This window comes from Photobacterium lutimaris (assembly GCF_003025555.1).
In the GTDB taxonomy this organism is placed as follows: domain Bacteria; phylum Pseudomonadota; class Gammaproteobacteria; order Enterobacterales; family Vibrionaceae; genus Photobacterium; species Photobacterium lutimaris.
Map to the genome: position 1 here is coordinate 50,649 of NZ_PYMH01000007.1, position 18,360 is coordinate 69,008.

Sequence of the window (18,360 nt, forward strand, 5' to 3'; positions counted from 1 at the left end):
GTAAATATGCATGACGATTTATCATTCTAAGTACCCCAATTTGCTGAAGCCTATGAAACTTGGCAAACACGGTAAAGCTACAAACCGTATGTACTTTTCTTCTGTTGGATTTGATCTTTGCGACCATGAAGGCAGACCTCTGCAGGAGTTTTTTGATGTCTATGAATCAATCATGGATGGAGGTTGTGGCTTTGGCTTTTTGGGTAACGCCTCGGTCGATGCATCTTCGCAATATACAGACAGAAGCCAGAAGCTAGTTTCTGAGCAGCATGCGTTAGACCTTCAACCTATTTTTGAAGCTGCAAATGATCGGCATTTTCTGCTGTCTGCGCAGTTGCAACATTATGGCTCCGGGGATGCAACGTTACTAAGCGAAGTGCAGATAGCCTCATACATCGAGCACTTTGAACAAGCCGCCAAATTGGCGCTGAGTGTGGGTGCGCCGGCTCTGCAAATCCATGCGGCGAATGGTTATTTGTTGAGTAGTTTTTTATCACCTAAGTCAAATGAAAGAACCGACAAGTGGGGGGGATGCGCAATGAATCGCGCGCGACTTCTACTTGAAGTGTTAAAGCGAGTGAAAGCAGTTGTTCAAGAAGACCTTGTGATCTTCGTGCGCTTACAAGTTGATGATGGCTTTGGTTCAGAAGGGCTTGAGGTAGAACAACTCGGCGATGTGATAGTAGCAATCGAACAAGCGGGTGCGGATGCGGTGACCTGCGCCAACGGCGTGGCAGAAACATTCGGGAAGTTTCTCGGAAATCCAGAATACACGCTGGAATCCTGTCGCCGAGCGAGCCGATTTTTGAAACAGCATACCAAGATGCCGATTGGCTTTTCTGCCAATATCGGAAACTTGGAAATAGCCGAAGAGATCATTGCTAGTGGTGATGCCGACTTTGTTGGATTCGGGCGCCCGATTGTCGCGGACCATCAATTTGTTAATAAAGCACTAGCAGGGCAAGTGAAAGAGATTAATCACTGTCAATGGGATTCTTACTGCTTGAGAGATAAGAAAGAACCTCTAGCAGATAGAGTTTATTGTTGCGTAAATCCAGATTATTTACGACCACAACACATTCAAAATAAATATATGGGAATTTAGTAATGCAATATGAAAATAAAGTCGCTGTAGTTTCAGGTGGAACACGTGGTATTGGCTTTAATGTGGCCAAGAAATTGGTGAACGAAGGTGCATTTGTCTACTTTACAGGTCGAAATAAAGAGGATGGGCTATTGGCTCAAGAAAAACTGGGGGCTCAATCTCGCTATATCCAATTAGATGTGACAGACGAAAAGGCTGTAAACGCGTTATTTGAATTGATTGAAAAAGAACATGGTCGTTTGGATTTAGCCGTCAATAACGCAGGTATCACCACTAAGCGAGCATCAGTCAGTGAGTTAGATTTACAAGAATGGACACGCGTTCTGAATATCAACTTGGTTGGTCCACTACACTTTATGTCGCGTCAAATTCAGTTAATGCAAAAAGGCAATGGTGGTTCAATCGTAAACGTTTCGTCATGCGGTGGTATCTTAGGTCAGCCACGACAAAGTGCTTATTCAGTCAGCAAAGCCGCGTTGAATATGCTCACACAAATCGCAGCAATTGAGTGTGGTGTACCTGAAGAAGGTAAGAAACTCGTCCGTGTAAATGCAGTTTGCCCTGGGCCGACAATGGGTGGGATGAATACTGAAGAACGCCTACGAGCAAACCCTGAAGCGACGGCAGAAAAATATCGCAATACAGCGTTACGCCGTTTTGCAGAGCCTGAAGAAGTGACAGCGTCTATTAACTTCTTGTTGAGTGATGACGCTTCCTATACCACAGGCACGCTGTTGTCCGTTGATGGCGGATTCATTGCTGGGAAATTTTAAGAAATAGCGGTAAGGAAGGAAAAGGCTTAAGGACATGGCAAGTGTATTTATTAGCGGTGTAAGTGATGGTATTGGACTTGCGTTAGCGACTCTGCATCTCCAAAAAGGCGATTCGGTCATTGGAATGGCTCGCCATTGTCCTGAGCAGATAGCAGGACACGACAACTTTGTTTTAATCCAAGCAGACTTCGGCTGTCTAACTCAGCTAAGCGAGGTTATTGATACCAATTTCGCAGCACTAGAAAACGCAGAGTTTGATACGCTCTACTTAAATGCTGGCGCAACGGGTAACTCACCAGAGTATGCCGGTAACACATCGTTAAACGACGTAGTGACTGTCATGAACATCAATGCAATTGCGAACAAATTGCTTTTAGATGTGCTGTTGAATATGAAACATAAACCCGCATTGGTTGTTGTTTCTGCGTCCATTGCGGGCCGTCGATATCGAGCTGGAATGTTAGCTTATAGTATGTCTAAGGCTGCTTTAGAAGCGCTGAGTGGTGTCTATGCTCAAGAGTATCCAGATGTTTTTTTTGCAGTGCTGGGTATGTGTAATGTCGACACTCGTTTATCTCACAACATCGTTAACCATCCGAATGTGAGTTTGTTTCCAGACCATGTGCGTTTAAAACAACGCTTTCAAATTCCTGGGTATGTAGTATCTGCAGAGATGCGCGCGGAAGATATATATAAAATCGTACAAGAACAAAACTGTAAGCACCTAAAGAATGGTGAATTCATTGAGGTTAGGACTCTACTAAATTCGTTTTGAAGTCACTCTTACAATACGGTTTAGTGAATTGAATTTTATTAGGGATAATATGATGAATAAAGAAATTCTAGATTTATTGATTGAGGCAATTGAAGAACAAAGTTTATTCTTAGATGAACCCGTAGATCTGTCTAAAGGTAGTGATACGGCTCTCTATACTCAGGATGGACAACTCGATTCGCTTAGTCTGATAACTATCATCGCAGACGTTGAAAAACAAATTAGCTCACAATTTGGTTTTAAATTAAAGTTGGCCAATGAACGTGATCTGGGAATGGAAAAATCTCCATTCTCAACCCTAGGAGCAATGCATGCTTTTATCTTAGATAAACTGCAAGCAGAACTAAAAGTAGATGCTCAAGTGGCGTAACAGACGATATATTTCATTTCTTATAAATGGAGTTACGTAGATTTTATATTCTCCTTGTATTGATGTGAATGTTTTTTATGTGAATTTGAATGTTTGGCAAGCTTTAGGTGACTTGTTTCGGCATGTGTCTTCTCGTTTATTTGTGGTTGAACTCTGTCCATCAATAGGCCTTTCCTGCAAAAACTGAGCGGCCGATGAAGAAATAAATATATGTTGTCTATTGCTTGCTTTTTAATTCACTGTGAAATTTTGGTTTTATCCAACGTGAGATTTGGCATTTTAAAACTCATAAAACCTATGAACCTGAAAGAGAGATAATATGAAAATAGGCTTTATCGGTGCAGGAGCGATGGCACAGGCTCTTGCAAAACACGCTTTAGATGGTGGACTATCTGTCATGATAAGCAACTCTAGAGGGCCGGAAACATTAACGGTTGCTGCTAATAGATTGGGCTGCGAGACTGGAACGGCGCAGCAAGCTGCAGAGTTTGGCGATGTTATTGTCATTGCAGTGCCGCTTTATTCTTTCAATAAACTTCCTAAGGAACAGTTGAAAGGAAAGATTGTACTGGATTTGCTGAATTACTTTCCACATAGAGATGGTTACATCACCGAGTTAAATAGCTTGAGAATGACAACCAGTGAACTCGTGGCTAACTATTTAACCGACTCAACGGTTGTTAAAGCATTTAATTCGATTACGGTTGAAGATTTACGCCGAGATGCACGCCCAGAAGGCGCAAAGGATCGTCGCGCTATTCCTATTGCATCAAATGACCAAGAAGCGAAAAATGTGGTTGCTAGATTAATCGATAAACTTGGTTTTGATTCTGTCGATGGCGGTAAGTTGTCTGATAGTTGGCGATTTGAACGCTTTAGACCAGCATATTGCGTTGCTGCGCCCAAAGAGAAGCTTGAAGGGATACTAGAAACGACGACAAGAGATACAGTTGTGGCTGATGGTTATTGGCTTCATCACCGTTTTGTATGATGAGAACTCAAGTAAGCGCAACTAAATGCTTAAAATGGTAAGCAGCCAGAGTGCGGAATTAGTGTACAAACTTTATTGTGCGAACACATGATCGTTCGATATAGTATCTGGAGAAAATTAGCATTATCAATAGGCCGGGTGATTACTTGTTAACCCCCGGCTTTACCAGCCTTTTACCCTCTTTTGACTGCATAAAGTTTAGTGACAATATACTGCTAAATCTTCTGGCTAATTACGCAATAATGCCTATAATCTGCGCACTTTTTATGATTTTCCCCATCTCTTTGCGGAGTAGAGCTTAAATGAAAAAAATCGCATCAAAAGCGATCGTAATGACCCTTCTTGCGACGTCACTGACTGGTTGTATTGGTCAAATGGGCACCTCTCAGCTGGTAACCAAAGCCAACCTGAGCGCCGTGGACAACCGTTACGGCCGTGCGGGTCTGTTTATGTTGCTGGGCCCGGTTTACGGCATTGCGGCAACCGCGGATCTGTTCATCTTCAATACTATTGAGTTTTGGACAGGCCAGAATCCGATCACCGGTAAGTCACCGGCGGTGGCGGATACACCTGTTGATGCGATCTTCAAAGTAAATGGCCAGCTAGACCCATCATTGACCACAGTGCCACTGGCCAGTGTTCAGAACAGCGATATTGAAGCGGCGAGCTTCCGTCAGGTTGATGCGCGTACGCTTGAGATGAATGTGGTATACCAAAGCGGTGAGCAGGCAGTGCTGCGCGGTGAGCGTGCCGGCGATGAGGTGAACTTCTACTTAGATGGTGAATTCATCACCGCCGTGAGTGTTGCTGAGCTGAGCCAGTATGCCAATAACCAGGCATAATGATCGCAATAGTGCATGTTAGTGAAACGGGAGCCCTTGGCTCCCGTTTTTGTATCTAGGCTATCCCGGCTGAGGTTCTAGGCTTCGGTTTTGTGGCCGACGGGCTGCAGCCCTTGCCAGAGGATCTGGAATGCCCCTTGTTGGTATTGTGTCTGCTGGCCCAGCTCGGGTTGTTCGATAAACAGTTGGGCAGTGCTCAGAAAGTGCTGGCGGAAAAAACTGAGTACCAGTGGCATCGGCAAGGGGGCTAGCAGCCCTTGATGCTGGGCTTGTTCGACCCTTTCACCGATGAAGCCCATGGTCGCCAGCATCAGATCTTGGTGGCGGCTGATGGGGTAGGCCGGGTCGTGATTAAGCTGGAGCATCAGTTTGAGCTGGCAGGGGTGGCTGATAGCCCACTCCAGTGCCCGGCTCCATAACTGCTGCAGCTGGTCTTGTAATCCCGCCGTCTCTGGCGGGGAGGACAATTCCTGGGCCAAATCCTGCTTGGCCTCGAGGTACAAGGTGTCGACCAAATCCTGTTTGCAGGGAAAATGATGGAACAGGGTACCGGTGGCAACGCCTGCTTCCCGGGCTATGCTGGCGGTCGATGTTGCCTGCACCCCGTTGGTGACAAACAGGGCCAGTGCCGTATCAAGTAGTTGCTGTCTTTTCATTTTGCTCCTGCTCGCAGCGTATTGTTAGCGCATAAAGAAGGCCAGCATCAGTTTTTGCCACCATCGGTTATAAGGGGGTTTGATCAGCCCTGTGGTGGCGAACGTGTGCTGGTTCAGCACGGTCTTGGCCTTGGAGAGGGTTAGGAAACCTTCCTTACCATGGTAATGCCCCATCCCGGATGGCCCAATGCCGCCAAACGGGGCATCATCGGCCGCCACTTGCAGCAGGGTCTCGTTGATTGCCATCCCGCCCGATATTGTCCCGTCGCGGACTTGCTGCTGGGCCACGGGATCTTGGCTCATCAGGTACAGTGCCAGTGGGCGAGGACGCTGCTGAACGAAAGCAATGGCATCGGCCAGCTCATCGTATTCAATCACCGGCAACAGCGGGCCGAAAATTTCTTCCTGCATCAGCGTGGCCTGCGCCGGCACATGGCTGAGCAGGTGAGGGATCAAACGGTGGTGCGCATCACTGCGCGCTTTCTCGTGGCACGGAAAGACATTGGCCCCGAGCTGCTTGGCTTCGTCAAGCCACTGGCACAAACGCTGGTACTGGCGCTCGTTGATCACCGAGGCAAAGTCCGGGTTATCCACCCCGTCGGGGTAATGGTGATTGAACTGTTTGATAAAGCTATCGATAAAGGCTTGGGCCAGCCCTCTGGGTACCAGAATATAGTCGGGGGCAACACAGATTTGCCCGGCGTTCATGCATTTGCCGAACAAGGTCCGCTCTACCGCTAAGCTTATCGGCATATCTTTCGCAATAATGACTGGGGACTTGCCCCCCAGCTCGAGGGTGACCGGTGTCAGGTTGTCGGCAGCAGCCCGCATCACGTGGTGGCCGACAGTGGTGGAGCCGGTAAACAGCAGATGGTCAAACGCTAGCTGGGTGAAGTGGGCGGCGGCATCTGCCTCACCCTCGAACACCGCGACCTGATCGGGCAGGAAGGTCTCTTCAATCAGGGTGCGCAGAACTTGGTTGGTGGCCGGGGTAAACTCGCTGAGTTTAATCATTGCCCGGTTGCCGGCGGCCAAGGCGGAAATCAGCGGCCCGAGGCTGAGCATCACCGGGAAATTCCACGGCACCACGATACCGACTACCCCGACCGGTTGGTAGTGGACGGCGACTTTGGCGGGGGAGAGCATCAATCCGGCATGGCGTTTGGATGGTTTCATCCAGCCCTTGAGTCTTCTCAGGCTGTAGTTGATGTTATTGATGCAGGGGATGATATCGGCCACGAGGGAGTCCTGGTGGTGGCGCTGGCCGTAATCCTCGGCAAGTGCTTGGCAGAGCGCCTCCCGGTGTTGCTTGATAGCGCGCTTGAGGGCGGCTAGTTGGCTTTTTCGCTCGTCAAGAGAAGGTATGGCGGCCTTCCTGAAGGCTGCCTGCTGGGCTTGTAGCGTGCGGTCCATGTCGGTACAGCAGGCTGGCTGGATCTGGATATTTTCGGCCACAGTCATCGGTGGGTCTCCCTCTCAATAATACCGACTAGTCAGTCGGTTTTAGTATAGAAGACTTTTTCTGTCGCGGAGCTGGAAATTTACCGGATCACTTTTTATGGCCACTTTTCTCGGCCGGAAACACATCGATAAAGTGGTTGAAGTACTGCTGTAGCTGTTCAGCATCCTGGCTGAATCCGGCGGTTTCGAGCAACACGATACCGGCCTCGCAGGTGCACAGGTTGCCCGGTTGCTGGTTGCGGCGCAGTGCGTAAGCCGAATGGGTCTGCGCGGCTAACTCCAGCCGGGGAAGGGTTGCCAGCCAGGGGCTGCGGCGGATCATCTTGCGTGCTTCTTGCCAGGTCGCATCGAGCAGGATGAATAGAGGTGTTTTGCTGGTACTGAGCTGGTATGGCATGGCTGGCACGGTGTCGTCCCCAGGGAACAGCAACCACGGCTGGTACTGGGGGCTCGAAAGCATGTCGAGGAGCGCTTGGGGGGGATTGACCCGATCCCAGATGTGGCGTTGGCAGTGGGGAAGGCTTCTTTCCATCAATTGACCGGTATTGGTCTCTTTGCCCATTTCCTTGGGGTGAGTGAGCAAAACAAAGGCGTGTTGGCAGGCTAGGGTTGGCTCGGTATCGCAGATGCAATTGTGGTGGAAGCCGCAACGTGGGCAGGGTGTGGTCATGGTGGTCAGTCTGGCCTATGGGTTATGCCACGGAGTGTGGCATAACCCAAGGGAAAAGGGGAAGGCTTTCCGTGAGGGGCGCTATGGTTGGACTGGACTGAGTTTGTCGAGGGTCAGGCCATTTTCGCCCAGCTCATAGGTTTCACCGTTGATGATTTCTTGGCGGGTCGATAATTGGCCATCTTCACGGGTAAACAGCCTTTCACTGATCAGCCGGCGGCCTTGGTACTGGGCCATGGTGACTCTTATCTTGCCATCGCCAGCTTGTTGCCAGAAGCCTTTCTCGCTCAGCCCCGGTTGTCCATCACTGTAGCTGTATTCCGTGACCGCAGAGTGATCCGGCAGCAGGTTCAGGGTGGTTGTCAGGACGGTGGCGCCCAAGTCGCTGTGGCCCTGGTAACGGCCAACCCAATGCTGGGTAACGTCAGTCGCCCCAAGGGTAGCGCAGCCGGAGTATACCGTACCCTGCCAGTCAAGCGTTGCCTGCCAGCCGTAAAGGGCGTCGCTCATGGTGTCGTTGCACTGGGCCTGGGTCATGGTCAGGGTGAAATTGCGTCCCTTATAGACGTGCTGGCCTGAACGGATATCGCGGCTGGAAATCGTTTGTTGCTGGGTTGGGTAGCTGATCCGGCTGAGAGAGGCGGTGTCCCCGGCGACATCGATACTCCAGCCCGGCTCATTGCCGAAGGCCCGGGTTTTTCGCGGTGGCTGCTGGCAGCCTTGTCGCATCTCCGCTGACAGAAGGTTTATCTGCTTGACGTTGAAGCGGGCATGATAATCAGCGGCAAAGCCCTCTGCCGGTGCCGGCTCGAGATAACCGATAAATTCGCCGTACATCGGTTCGTACCCGCGTGGTGCGACCGCATTGGCGGCGGGCAGATCGCCTGCCGGCAAGTGCAGCCAGTATTGCTGGGTGCTGCCGCAAGGCTGGATACTGCGGCTTTCATGGCCGATGGTCACCTGACCGCGCAGCATGAAGGCCTGTACCTTGCCGCTGCTGGTGGCCACTTCAGGCGTGGTGAGCGCTTCTTTTTCTGGTGTTGGGCCAGCGGCCGGATCACTGGCACAGCCTGCCAGTAATAGGACGGCGGCTATGGGAGCCAGGGTAAGTTGTCGGCATATCATCGGGATCCCTCGTTGTGATAGGCTGGGTATAAAGTCAGTTATACCAGATAAATAAAAGAGTATCAGAATGGCGTATTGGTTATTCAAGACAGAGCCGGACACCTTTTCGATAGACACGCTCAAGCAGCAACAAGTTTCCTGCTGGGAAGGTGTCAGAAACTATCAGGCGCGAAATATGATGCGTGATGATATAAAGCTAGGGGATCAGGTGCTGGTTTACCACTCTTCCTGCAAGGATGTCGGTGTGGTGGGGATTGCCGAGGTTGTACGTGAGGCGTATCCGGATCATTTCCAGTTTGATCCCGAGGGGCCGTACTTCGACCCGAAATCCGATCCGGACAACCCGCGCTGGGTCATGGTGGATATCGAGTATGTCCGCCATTTGCGCTTGGTGTCCTTGAAGCGGATGAAAGCCAATCCGGCGCTGGCAGAGATGCCGCTGGTCAAGCGGGGTAATCGCCTCAGTATCATGCCGGTCTCCGAAGAGCAATGGCGGGAAATACTGCAAATGACCGGGCAGTTTTAATGGCGGCCTCCCAATGGAACAGGAAGCCTAAGTGGCTTCCTGTTGTGGTTAGCTAACCGATTTTCACTTGCGCGCTTACTTCAGCAATAGATTACCGAGGTAGTGTGCTACGGCCTCATCGTTGCAGTCGCCGATCACTTCGTTCTCGGGCAGGGCGGCTTTGACTTTGGTGTGGGAGGTCCCCATCACCAGGCCTTTACCTGCCATGCTCAGCATTTCAACATCGTTCATCCCGTCGCCGAAGGCAATACAGTCAGTCAGGGCATAGCCCTTTTCTTTGGCTACCGCCTCCAAGGCGTGGCCTTTGGACACGCCGGCATCCATGACTTCGAGACACCACGGGGTAGAAAAGGCAACATTGGCCTTGTCGCCAAACTCGGCGTTGATCTCATTTTCCCATGCCACCAATTTGTCATGATCGCGGTCGTCGCGGGTGAAGAACACTTTGGCGACACCTTCCAGCGGTGGGTTCTCGACATCGAATAGCTGGTAGCTGAAGGAGTCGTGGAAGTCGCGCAGGGTTGGGTCTTCCTCGTTCAGCAACCAATCATCATTGCGGTAGATGTGGATTTTCAGTTCCGGATCGTGCTTGGTCATCGCAATGATGCCGGCAATGACCTCGGGCTGGACATCCTGCTTGAAGATCACTTCGTTTTTGCAGTTGTGTACCCGAGCACCGTTGGAGGTGATCATGTAAGCAGGGATCCCCAGTTGCTCGCGCAGTCCCGCCACATCAATGTGGTGACGGCCGGTGGCGAAGATGAAGTCTTTACCCTGGCGGTGTAGCTGGTTGAGGGTATCTTTAGTAAACGGGGCAATCTTATGGTCCGGTGTCAGCAGGGTGCCATCCAGATCCGATGCAATAATTTGGTACATGAAACCTCTCGCGGTAGGAACAGAGGCCCAATGCCAGAGCATTGGGGGAACAGTGCAATATTAAACCAGTTCCCCCAAGAGAAAAGAGGCTATTTTAAGCGTCGGGTATTTCCGCTTTCCGGAAATGTTCAAAAGCAGAGGCCAGCGCCGGGGTGCGGTAGGTGTCGGCCTCGAACAGGAGTTCGTGGCGGGCACCCTCTATAACCTTGAACTGGCAGTCACGGTTGGCTTGTACCATGGCTTGATGGAACTGCTGATGGGCGGCATTATCGATGATAGTATCTTCACCGGCCTGCAGCAGCAGGACTGGGGTGGAAATGTTGCCGGCCTCGCTGATACAGCGCTTGGCCGCCGCCAACCCTTGCCATACCCAGCGGGCGCTGGGACCGCCGATTTTCAGCTCTGGCTTGCGCTCGTAGAGGTCGCGAAACCACTGGTAGCGCACTTTGCTTTGGGTCAGTGGGTTGCTGCCAAATGGCTTGGGGTAATAGGGTACCTGCCCCGGCGCATAACTGGGTTGGCCCTGCAGCTGCTCCATTACCCGGGCGAGTGGCGAGGCGATAGGGCGCATCCATTTGTTGATATTGATACCGTGCATCGGGGCGCTGAGTACCGCCCGCTCAATGGTGCCGGGATGGCGTGCCAGGTAAAGGCTGGTAATGGTGCCGCCCATGGAGTGGCCGAGCATAAATAGCTGTTGGTAGCCTTTGGGCTTGACCACTGACTCGATAAAGGTGTCTAAATCGCTGACGTAGTCGTCGAAATGGCCAACATGGCCCAACTCGGTATCTTCGGCCAGCCGGTCGGAAACACCTTGGCCCCGGTGATCGAGGGCAAATACATCGTAGCCCTGACGGACCAGATCATAAAACAGCTCTTGGTATTTCCAGTAGCTTTCAATCCGGCCGTTAACCACAATAATGGCTTTATCCGGGTTGTTGCCGGTCAAGGCGGCCCAGCCAATATTGGTGTGATTGCTCCCCTGGAACATGCCTTCCTGGCGCTGGTGCCACAGTTCGGTGACGGGCCCGGCCATGGTCTCTTCAAAGTCGTTTTCTTGGGATAGTTCAAAAAAAGAGGGGGGCTGGACAGTCATTTATCATCTCGGTTAACAGCATCTGGGGCAAGTATAACCCAATGTCATACAAGATGTTGCCATTAGACGTGAACAGCTGTTAACGTGTGGCGCTTTTATACGGCTAGTGACAAATTTTGTTAGAATAGCGAAAAAGGAAATGGGTTTATGGCACTTGAACTTTGGTTAGCTTACCTGGCGACGGCGATTGTGTTTAGCATCGCGCCGGGATCGGGCACTGTGAACTCAATCAGCAATGGTATGACCTATGGCTGGCGCAAGTCGCTGGCGTCAATTGCTGGGTTGCAGTTCGGTCTTGGCATATACATCGTCTTGGTCGGTATTGGCCTGGGCGCGTTGATTGCCCAGTCGGCAGCAGCCTTTGCGGTGATCAAGTGGGCCGGGGTCGGTTACCTGATCTGGCTCGGGGTGCAAAAGTGGCGTGACCGCGGTCAGCTTGATTTGGCTGGTGATACGCCGGCGACGCCGGCAAAGCAATTGTGCCGTCAGGCGGTATTGGTCAATCTGACCAACCCGAAGACCGTGGTTTTCCTGGTTGCGCTGTTTCCCCAGTTTATTGATCCTACCCAGCCGCAGGCTATACAGCTCTGGGTGTTGGGGATCACCACGGTTGCCGTGGATACTTTGGTTATGCTGGGGTACGTGATGTTGGCCTCTCGGCTTGCGGGCTATATCCGCTCGGCCAGAATCATGGCCGCCCTGAACCGCGTGTTCGGTTCGATGTTTATCGGCTGCGGGGCATTATTGGCGACGGCCAAAGCCTGAGTTTCTGGCTGCTGTTATTGGACAGCCCTGATGTGATGCGGCGTTTGTCCTCTGTTGTGGAGACTTGTTCAGAGTTATGTATTCCTATGTTGCACGCCAGCCTATCTTCAACCGTCATCAGAAGACGGCGGGATACGAGCTGTTGTTCCGGAATGGTGAGAGCAATGCCTTTCCTGCCGGCATCGATGAAAACAAGGCTACCTGTCGCTTATTGGTTAATAGCTATATTGCCGACAGTGATGGTATGGCTCAGGCCGGCAAGCGCTGTTTCATTAACTTTCCCCACCAGAGCCTGATCCGCCTGCTGCCGACCTTGCTGCCGAAAAAGCAGGTGGTGATTGAAGTGCTGGAAACGTGTGAGCCCAATGATGAGTTGCTCCTTGCGATCCGCCATTTGAACCGATTGGGATACATGATTGCCCTTGATGACTTTACCATGGACGAACGTTGGCAGCGCTTTTTGCCGTATGTCCATATCATCAAGCTAGATTTGCTCAAGGTGGGCCTGGACGCGGCATGTGATTATGTCGAGCAGAACCGCGGCCGCAAGTTGATGTTCCTGGCCGAGAAAGTCGAGAGCCACCATGACTACACCCGGGTTCATCAGGCCGGATTTCACTTTTTCCAGGGATATTACTTCAGCCGTCCCGAGCTGCTAAAAAGCCGTAACCTCAAACCTGAGCGCCTTTCTACATTGCGCCTGTTACAGGAAGTGTGTCGGGAACAGGTCGATTTCGAGCGGGTCGAGCAGATCATCGCTTCAGACTTGTCGCTGTCCTACCTGTTGCTGCGTTACGTCAACACCGCCATCGACAGGTTAAAAGTGCCGATCAGTGAATTCAGGCAGGCACTGGTTTATCTCGGCGAGGAAAAGCTCAAGGTGTTTGTCAGTGCTGTGGCAACCGCCCAGGCCTCGTTTGACAAGCCTCAAGAGCTGTATGCCTTATCACTGCAGCGTGGCCGGATGTGTGAAATCCTTGCCTCCGCCAGTGGGCAGAATATCGAAGCCAAGCCTGCCTTTATGACTGGTTTGCTTTCTATGATCGATGCCTTGTTGGATCAGCCGCTGGAGGAGTTGCTTGAGCAACTGCCCCTGCAGGCCGAGATCCGGCAGGCACTGCTGTATCAGCAAGGCGCGTTGGGCCAGCTGCTGGCATTGGCGATTGCCTATGAACAGGCGAAGTGGTGTCAGGTCAACCAGATGGGTGAGGCGCTGGGGATCGCAGCCCCAAGTATAGGCCAGAGTTACCAGCTGGCTCTCCAGTGGTCATCAAAATACGGCCTCCAGACTTCTGCCCGTTCACTTACTGCCGTGCAAACTGGCTGAGTGCCTTCACCGTTTCGGCCAGGGCTGGATTGAGCGTCCTGTTGGCTGGGTAGCATAACCCGAGCCGGCGGAACATTCGCGGCCCATCCAGCGGGACGGTGACCAGCTCCCTGGCGGTCTCCAGCACGCCAGTTGGCAGGAAGGAAATGCCGAGACCGGCCTGTACCAGGTGCATCACTTGGGTTTTATGTTCGGCCTTGGCCACCAGATTGACCGCCAATCCGTCGCAGGCCAGCAGGCCGATAGTTTGCTGGTGGGCTTCGCACGGCGGGCATTCAATAAAATCATGTTGATGGAGCTGCTCCGGCTTGACCTTGTCCAGTTTGGCCAGCGGATGGGACGGCAGCATGCACAGTACATAGTCCTCTTCCCACAGCGGCAGGAATATCTCACCATCTTGCTTGAACATATCGAGCGTCAGACGCGCATCCGCCGGCACATCATGATCCACCAATTCTAATAACACATTCGGAATATTTTCGTTCAGGCAGCTGAATATACTGGCAAGGGCTTTCTGGCTCAGGTCTGGGAAGTTGCCCAGTTTGAGCGGCAGGCATTCGGTACGCTGCTGGAACAAGGATGGCAGACGATTAACGTCCCCGAGCAACCTGACGGCCAGAGGGTAAAGATAATGGGCCTCGTCGGTCAGGTTGACCCCTTTTTTGTGGCGCTCGAACAAGGTGGTATTGAGCTCCTCTTCCAGCTGCTTGACGGCATTGGAGATCGATGGCTGGGACACATAGCAGCGCTCGGCCGCGAGGGTGATGTTCTTTTCTTCGTAGACGGCGACAAAAAAGCGCAGGAGGCGTAGGTCCATGGGATGGCTCTAGCTGGCAAGTGATGGAGCCTATGATAGCAAAGAATGCAGGCTAAGGATGCAGGCCAAGGATAGTGACTCAGGATGTGTGTGGGGGCAGAAAACACAAAGCCGGGCATAAGCCCGGCTTTGTTGACAGAGTGTAGTGTTAGCCTACGCTGTAGTAGGTCGCTGCACCTGGACCTACAGGCATACCGAATACAAATACCCACAGGTAGAACATGAGGCTCCAGCCTACGATGAAGACGATTGAGTACGGTAGCATTGTTGAGATAAGCGTACCTAAACCTAGGTTCTTCTTATAGCGTGTCGCAACAGCCAGGATCATACCAAAGTAGCTCATCATCGGTGTGATAATGTTGGTCACCGAGTCACCGATACGGTAAGCCGCCTGAATGGTTTCCGGTGCATAGCCAACCAGCATCAGCATAGGGACAAAGATCGGTGCCGTTACCGCCCACTGTGCCGATGCCGAACCTAGCATTAGGTTAATGAAGCCACACATCAGGATGAAGGCGAAGAACAGGGCAGGGCCTGTCAGGCCGATTGACTGCAGGAAGTCAGCCCCACCAACTGCGAACACCTGTCCGAAGTTAGTCCAGCTAAAGAAAGCAACGAACTGAGCGGCGAAGAATACCAGTACGATGTACATGCCCATTGAAGACATTGACTTCGACATCGCATCAATCACATCGCGGTCATTCTTCATGGTGCCGACGACTTTACCGTAGACAAAGCCAGGAACAGCGAAGAAAACGAAGATGAAGGCGACGATACCTTTCAGGAACGGTGAACCTGCAACCATGCCCGTTTCAGGGTGACGCAAGATACCATTTTCCGGCACGATGGTCAGCGCCAGCAAGCCAGCCACAACTAGGGCGGCAAGACCTGCCATTTTCAGGCCTTTCTTCTCAAGATCGGTGATTTTGCCAAGCTTGTCGCCACCGAGATCTTCACTGGCTTCTTCCGGGTTGTATTTACCCAGTTTCGGTTCAACGATTTTTTCGGTAACAAACGCACCCATGATGGTGATAGCAAAGGTTGATGCGAACATGAAGTACCAGTTAGCCTCTGGGCCAACCGAGTAGTTCGGATCGATCATTTGTGCTGCGGTCTGGGTAATGCCCGATAGTAACGGGTCAACCGTACCCAGCAGAAGGTTAGCACTGTAGCCACCGGATACACCGGCGAACGCCGCAGCTAGACCGGCTAGCGGGTGGCGGCCCAGGGAGTGGAATAGCATGGCTGCTAGCGGTACCAGTACCACGTAGCCTAGCTCAGAAGCGGTGTTTGAAATGATACCGGCGAAAATAACGACGAAGGTTACCATGCGCTTTGATGCGCCCATCACCAAACCACGCATAGCGGATGACAGCATGCCTGAGTGCTCGGCAATCGCCACACCCAACATAGCGACCAGTACGGTACCTAGTGGGGCAAAGCCGGTGAAGTTGGTTACCAAGTTAGCAACGATTCGCTGTAGGCCTTCGGCATTGAATAGGCTTACTACATGGATCATTCCGTCAGCAGCACGGCCCGCTGCGCCTTCCGGGCGTGGATCGACGACAGACACGCCGAAATAGCCGGCAATACCGGATAGCACCAGGATAGCCACACAAAAAAGGGCAAAAAGAGTGATTGGGTGTGGTAGCAGGTTGCCTAGCCACTCGACGGTATCTAGAAAACGGGTAAATAACGTTTTCTTCGGTTGTTGTTGTGTTTGCGGTGAAGCAGATGAATGCATCACGACCTCCATTTATCGTTTTAATCCCATCAATGGGTACATCTCTTGTCGCGGGGAAGGTTACGTCATTGTTAACGTCACAAACAAAATATAATTGTGTCAAAATATGTCAGATGCGTATGTTTTGTCTGGTTTATGTTAAATTCCTGTTTGTTTGTGCTGTTTGTGTGATGGTGGTTTGCTTTGTTATTGTTGATTTTTATGAAATCGGTTGTCCATTTTCGGTTTGTTAACCTTTACTCAATAACCGCAGATCAATTAATTAGAAAAAGCAGCCCGAAAAAAACGTGCTTAAATTCACAAAAAGAGTTAATTATCATCAGTCAACGCCTGGTTGATAGCATTCTATTAACCACTGGTTATCATTTTTCTCGGTGGTTCTGATTGGGATCCTGCATATCCATAGCTAAAATTTATGATAAACAGAGGTAATCGGTATTTTTCACTAAGGGATTAGGTCGATATAGTAGCGTCCATCTGCTGGTGGCCACTGGTAATAACCTGGCGGGCAAAGGGCCCGGGGGGATTTTCTCTTTCTATATATAAGGTGAAACTATGTCTAAGTCTCTTGTTGTGATCACTGGCGCAAGTTCTGGTATTGGTGAAGCGACGGCCAAAATGCTATCCGCACAGGGTCATCCGCTATTATTACTGGCCCGCCGCGTTGACCGATTGACTGCGTTGGGACTGCCAAACACAATGTGCCGCCAAGTCGATGTAACCGATGGCCCGGCATTTTCCGCCGCGATTGAGGAAGCAGAAAACCAGTTCGGACCGGTTGATTGCCTGGTGAATAACGCCGGGATGATGTTGCTTGGTCTTGCCCATGAGCAAGATCCGGCAGAATGGAAAACCATGTTCGATGTTAACGTGATGGGCCTGCTAAACGGGATCCACGCGGTACTGGCCAAAATGAAAGCCCGCCAGGGCGGGACTGTGATTAATATTAGCTCGATTGCTGGACGCAAGACGTTCCCTAACCATGCCGCTTATTGCGGTACCAAGTTTGCGGTCCATGCCATTACTGAAAATATCCGCGAAGAAGTGGCTGATGACAACGTCCGCTTTATTACGATTGCTCCTGGCGCGGTGGATACCGAGCTGTTGAGCCATACCACCAGTGATGCTATCAAGGCGGGCTATGAAGAGTGGAAAGACGGTATGGGCGGAGTGATTGCGCCGCAGGATATTGCCAATGCCATTAATTATGCTTACCAGCAGCCACAACATTTGTGTATTCGTGAAATCGTGCTGGCTGCAACTCGTCAACAGCCATAAGGTAAGCCGGATGGTGTGTGTTCTGAATGTCAGCGCGGGGTGATTTTGCCTACAAATCTACGCCTATTCAGTTACTTAATAAAAATCGCCTGCTATATTCAAAAGGGTATCCCAATGGGATACCCTTTTTAGTTTGTGCAGTGAGGGGGCAGGAGTGAGGGAGAAGGTTCGCTTTTTTGATGTGTTGCGCTGTGCCGCCGCCGTGGCCGTTGTGGTGATACACGTACTGGGGCCTTATCGCGATCAGTTTGGGGTGATGCCCGATAGCGGGTGGATCACGGCAACGACTTTCAATAGTCTCAGCCGCTGGGCGGTACCTGTTTTTATCATGATCACCGGAGCCTTGATGCTGACAGACGCCCGCCCGTTTGAGCTTGGCTATTATGTCCGCCGCCGCCTCGGCAAGGTATTGCTGCCTTTCCTGGTGTGGTCGGTGTTTTATGCTTGGTTATCCGGTGTGTCGCCAACGGGCTTTAATGGCGATGTGGTGATCGAAACGCTAAAGGCGCTGCCGGTCCATGAAACCTACTATCACCTTGGTTTTTTCTATTACTTTATCCCACTCTATTTTGTGGTGCCTTTCCTGCGCCATCTTGTCCAGCATTACGACAGGCAGGCGACGTTGGCCCTGACCTTGGTATGGCTAGCCCTGACAACCTTGTTCCTGTTCAAAATGGATGGCCCATGGAGCCATGAGCTGGTTTTGTATAGTGGTTACTTACTGTTTGGCTACTGCGTGTTCCAGTTGCGTTGGCCGAGCTTGAAGTGGCTGCTGCCTCTGGGCATGGTGGCCTTACTGCTGACCGATGCCATGGTGCTGAGCAATAGTTTTGCAGCCGGGGAATACAAGGTTGGCCGCTGGATGTCTTACAAAACGCTCAATACCGCGCTTATCGCTGCGATGATTTTTGCGCTGGGCAGGTATGTGGCAGATAAAGTCAGCGAGAGTTGGCTCGATAAATTGGCTTTTATGAGCCGCTATAGTCTTGGGATCTATTTGCTTCATCCTATCTTCTTGTGGCCGGTTAGGGCATATGACTGGTACTTCCTGCCTCCGGTGCTGATGATACCGTTTTGGACCGTGATTATTACGGCATTGGCCCTTACTGCCAGCTGGTTACTGGGCAAAAGCCCTAAAACCGCTTGGTTGGTACCCTGAGTTA

19 protein-coding genes are annotated in these 18,360 nt (G+C 51.4%); 11 read left to right on the plus strand and 8 right to left on the minus strand.

Going from position 1 to position 18,360, the window contains the following annotated elements; genetic code table 11:
- Positions 1-10 precede the first annotated feature (10 nt).
- The 6 genes from C9I99_RS14915 to C9I99_RS14940 all read left to right on the plus strand — a co-directional run bounded on the left by C9I99_RS14915 (position 11) and on the right by C9I99_RS14940 (position 4,856).
- Positions 11-1,105, plus strand: a complete 1,095-nt coding sequence (locus tag C9I99_RS14915) for an oxidoreductase (protein WP_107349688.1) — start codon at positions 11-13, stop codon at positions 1,103-1,105.
- 2 nt (positions 1,106-1,107) lie between these two features.
- Positions 1,108-1,878 carry an SDR family NAD(P)-dependent oxidoreductase gene (locus C9I99_RS14920; protein ID WP_107349689.1) on the plus strand — a complete coding sequence of 257 codons (771 nt, stop codon included), beginning with the start codon at positions 1,108-1,110 and terminating at the stop codon, positions 1,876-1,878.
- 34 nt (positions 1,879-1,912) lie between these two features.
- Positions 1,913-2,653, plus strand: coding sequence for an SDR family NAD(P)-dependent oxidoreductase (locus C9I99_RS14925; protein ID WP_107349690.1), 741 nt, complete (start codon positions 1,913-1,915; stop codon positions 2,651-2,653).
- 49 nt (positions 2,654-2,702) lie between these two features.
- Positions 2,703-3,023: a hypothetical protein gene (locus tag C9I99_RS14930; RefSeq protein ID WP_133638261.1), complete on the plus strand. Its 321-nt coding sequence runs from the start codon at positions 2,703-2,705 to the stop codon at positions 3,021-3,023.
- 319 nt (positions 3,024-3,342) lie between these two features.
- Positions 3,343-4,014 (plus strand): NADPH-dependent F420 reductase, encoded by a 672-nt coding sequence (locus C9I99_RS14935; RefSeq protein WP_107349692.1) that lies wholly within the window; start codon positions 3,343-3,345, stop codon positions 4,012-4,014.
- A 302-nt stretch (positions 4,015-4,316) separates the two neighbouring features.
- Positions 4,317-4,856 (plus strand): DUF3332 domain-containing protein, encoded by a 540-nt coding sequence (locus tag C9I99_RS14940; protein ID WP_107349693.1) that lies wholly within the window; start codon positions 4,317-4,319, stop codon positions 4,854-4,856.
- A 77-nt stretch (positions 4,857-4,933) separates the two neighbouring features.
- Here the strand turns inward: C9I99_RS14940 and C9I99_RS14945 are convergent, their stop codons facing one another.
- The 4 genes from C9I99_RS14945 to C9I99_RS14960 form a co-directional block, all read right to left on the minus strand.
- Positions 4,934-5,512 (minus strand): TetR/AcrR family transcriptional regulator, encoded by a 579-nt coding sequence (locus tag C9I99_RS14945; protein WP_107349694.1) that lies wholly within the window; start codon positions 5,510-5,512, stop codon positions 4,934-4,936.
- A gap of 24 nt (positions 5,513-5,536) precedes the next feature.
- Positions 5,537-6,967, minus strand: a complete 1,431-nt coding sequence (locus tag C9I99_RS14950; RefSeq protein WP_420849253.1) for a coniferyl aldehyde dehydrogenase — start codon at positions 6,965-6,967, stop codon at positions 5,537-5,539.
- A 94-nt stretch (positions 6,968-7,061) separates the two neighbouring features.
- On the minus strand, positions 7,062-7,643 hold the full coding sequence (locus C9I99_RS14955) for a tRNA-uridine aminocarboxypropyltransferase (RefSeq protein WP_107349696.1): 582 nt from the start codon (positions 7,641-7,643) through the stop codon (positions 7,062-7,064).
- An 81-nt stretch (positions 7,644-7,724) separates the two neighbouring features.
- A complete protein-coding gene (locus C9I99_RS14960) occupies positions 7,725-8,768 on the minus strand; it encodes a COG3650 family protein (RefSeq protein WP_107349697.1) in 1,044 nt (347 codons plus the stop codon).
- 67 nt (positions 8,769-8,835) lie between these two features.
- Here C9I99_RS14960 and C9I99_RS14965 point away from each other — a divergent pair, with 67 nt between their 5' ends.
- Positions 8,836-9,294, plus strand: coding sequence for an EVE domain-containing protein (locus C9I99_RS14965; RefSeq protein WP_107349698.1), 459 nt, complete (start codon positions 8,836-8,838; stop codon positions 9,292-9,294).
- Between the two features lie 75 nt (positions 9,295-9,369).
- Here C9I99_RS14965 and C9I99_RS14970 read toward each other — a convergent pair whose 3' ends face one another.
- Both C9I99_RS14970 and C9I99_RS14975 read right to left on the minus strand, forming a co-directional pair.
- Positions 9,370-10,170, minus strand: a complete 801-nt coding sequence (locus C9I99_RS14970; RefSeq protein ID WP_107349699.1) for a Cof-type HAD-IIB family hydrolase — start codon at positions 10,168-10,170, stop codon at positions 9,370-9,372.
- 94 nt (positions 10,171-10,264) lie between these two features.
- Complete coding sequence (locus tag C9I99_RS14975; RefSeq protein ID WP_107349700.1) at positions 10,265-11,266, minus strand: alpha/beta fold hydrolase; 1,002 nt, start codon at positions 11,264-11,266, stop codon at positions 10,265-10,267.
- Positions 11,267-11,413: 147 nt separating this feature from the next.
- Between C9I99_RS14975 and rhtB the strand changes: the two genes are divergently transcribed.
- Both rhtB and C9I99_RS14985 read left to right on the plus strand, forming a co-directional pair.
- The gene (gene rhtB / locus C9I99_RS14980) at positions 11,414-12,031 is read left to right on the plus strand and encodes a homoserine/homoserine lactone efflux protein (RefSeq protein ID WP_107349701.1); all 618 of its coding nucleotides are present in this window, start codon (positions 11,414-11,416) and stop codon (positions 12,029-12,031) included.
- A 76-nt stretch (positions 12,032-12,107) separates the two neighbouring features.
- Complete coding sequence (locus tag C9I99_RS14985) at positions 12,108-13,358, plus strand: EAL and HDOD domain-containing protein (RefSeq protein ID WP_107349702.1); 1,251 nt, start codon at positions 12,108-12,110, stop codon at positions 13,356-13,358.
- On the opposite strand, the gene C9I99_RS14990 is transcribed toward C9I99_RS14985, so the two are convergent.
- Both C9I99_RS14990 and C9I99_RS14995 read right to left on the minus strand, forming a co-directional pair.
- Positions 13,336-14,175 (minus strand): LysR family transcriptional regulator, encoded by an 840-nt coding sequence (locus C9I99_RS14990; RefSeq protein ID WP_107349703.1) that lies wholly within the window; start codon positions 14,173-14,175, stop codon positions 13,336-13,338. The two genes, C9I99_RS14985 and C9I99_RS14990, sit on opposite strands and share 23 nt — an antisense overlap.
- 148 nt (positions 14,176-14,323) lie before the next feature.
- Complete coding sequence (locus tag C9I99_RS14995; RefSeq protein WP_107349704.1) at positions 14,324-15,919, minus strand: AbgT family transporter; 1,596 nt, start codon at positions 15,917-15,919, stop codon at positions 14,324-14,326.
- A gap of 555 nt (positions 15,920-16,474) precedes the next feature.
- On the opposite strand from C9I99_RS14995, the gene C9I99_RS15000 reads away from it, so the two are divergent.
- Together C9I99_RS15000 and C9I99_RS15005 are read left to right on the plus strand one after the other, a co-directional pair.
- Complete coding sequence (locus C9I99_RS15000; protein ID WP_107349705.1) at positions 16,475-17,197, plus strand: SDR family oxidoreductase; 723 nt, start codon at positions 16,475-16,477, stop codon at positions 17,195-17,197.
- Between the two features lie 154 nt (positions 17,198-17,351).
- Entirely contained in the window at positions 17,352-18,356 is a 1,005-nt protein-coding gene (locus C9I99_RS15005; RefSeq protein WP_107349706.1) for an acyltransferase, read from the plus strand.
- The last annotated feature ends 4 nt before the right edge of the window (positions 18,357-18,360 follow it).

Coding starts and splice junctions, on each gene's coding strand:
- C9I99_RS14915 (WP_107349688.1), top strand. CDS start 11: ATGACGATTTATCATTCTAAGTACCCCAATTTGCTGAAGCCTATGAAA.
- C9I99_RS14920 (WP_107349689.1), top strand. CDS start 1,108: ATGCAATATGAAAATAAAGTCGCTGTAGTTTCAGGTGGAACACGTGGT.
- C9I99_RS14925 (WP_107349690.1), top strand. CDS start 1,913: ATGGCAAGTGTATTTATTAGCGGTGTAAGTGATGGTATTGGACTTGCG.
- C9I99_RS14930 (WP_133638261.1), top strand. CDS start 2,703: ATGATGAATAAAGAAATTCTAGATTTATTGATTGAGGCAATTGAAGAA.
- C9I99_RS14935 (WP_107349692.1), top strand. CDS start 3,343: ATGAAAATAGGCTTTATCGGTGCAGGAGCGATGGCACAGGCTCTTGCA.
- C9I99_RS14940 (WP_107349693.1), top strand. CDS start 4,317: ATGAAAAAAATCGCATCAAAAGCGATCGTAATGACCCTTCTTGCGACG.
- C9I99_RS14945 (WP_107349694.1), bottom strand. CDS start 5,512: ATGAAAAGACAGCAACTACTTGATACGGCACTGGCCCTGTTTGTCACC.
- C9I99_RS14955 (WP_107349696.1), bottom strand. CDS start 7,643: ATGACCACACCCTGCCCACGTTGCGGCTTCCACCACAATTGCATCTGC.
- C9I99_RS14960 (WP_107349697.1), bottom strand. CDS start 8,768: ATGATATGCCGACAACTTACCCTGGCTCCCATAGCCGCCGTCCTATTA.
- C9I99_RS14965 (WP_107349698.1), top strand. CDS start 8,836: ATGGCGTATTGGTTATTCAAGACAGAGCCGGACACCTTTTCGATAGAC.
- C9I99_RS14970 (WP_107349699.1), bottom strand. CDS start 10,170: ATGTACCAAATTATTGCATCGGATCTGGATGGCACCCTGCTGACACCG.
- C9I99_RS14975 (WP_107349700.1), bottom strand. CDS start 11,266: ATGACTGTCCAGCCCCCCTCTTTTTTTGAACTATCCCAAGAAAACGAC.
- rhtB (WP_107349701.1), top strand. CDS start 11,414: ATGGCACTTGAACTTTGGTTAGCTTACCTGGCGACGGCGATTGTGTTT.
- C9I99_RS14985 (WP_107349702.1), top strand. CDS start 12,108: ATGTATTCCTATGTTGCACGCCAGCCTATCTTCAACCGTCATCAGAAG.
- C9I99_RS14990 (WP_107349703.1), bottom strand. CDS start 14,175: ATGGACCTACGCCTCCTGCGCTTTTTTGTCGCCGTCTACGAAGAAAAG.
- C9I99_RS14995 (WP_107349704.1), bottom strand. CDS start 15,919: ATGCATTCATCTGCTTCACCGCAAACACAACAACAACCGAAGAAAACG.
- C9I99_RS15000 (WP_107349705.1), top strand. CDS start 16,475: ATGTCTAAGTCTCTTGTTGTGATCACTGGCGCAAGTTCTGGTATTGGT.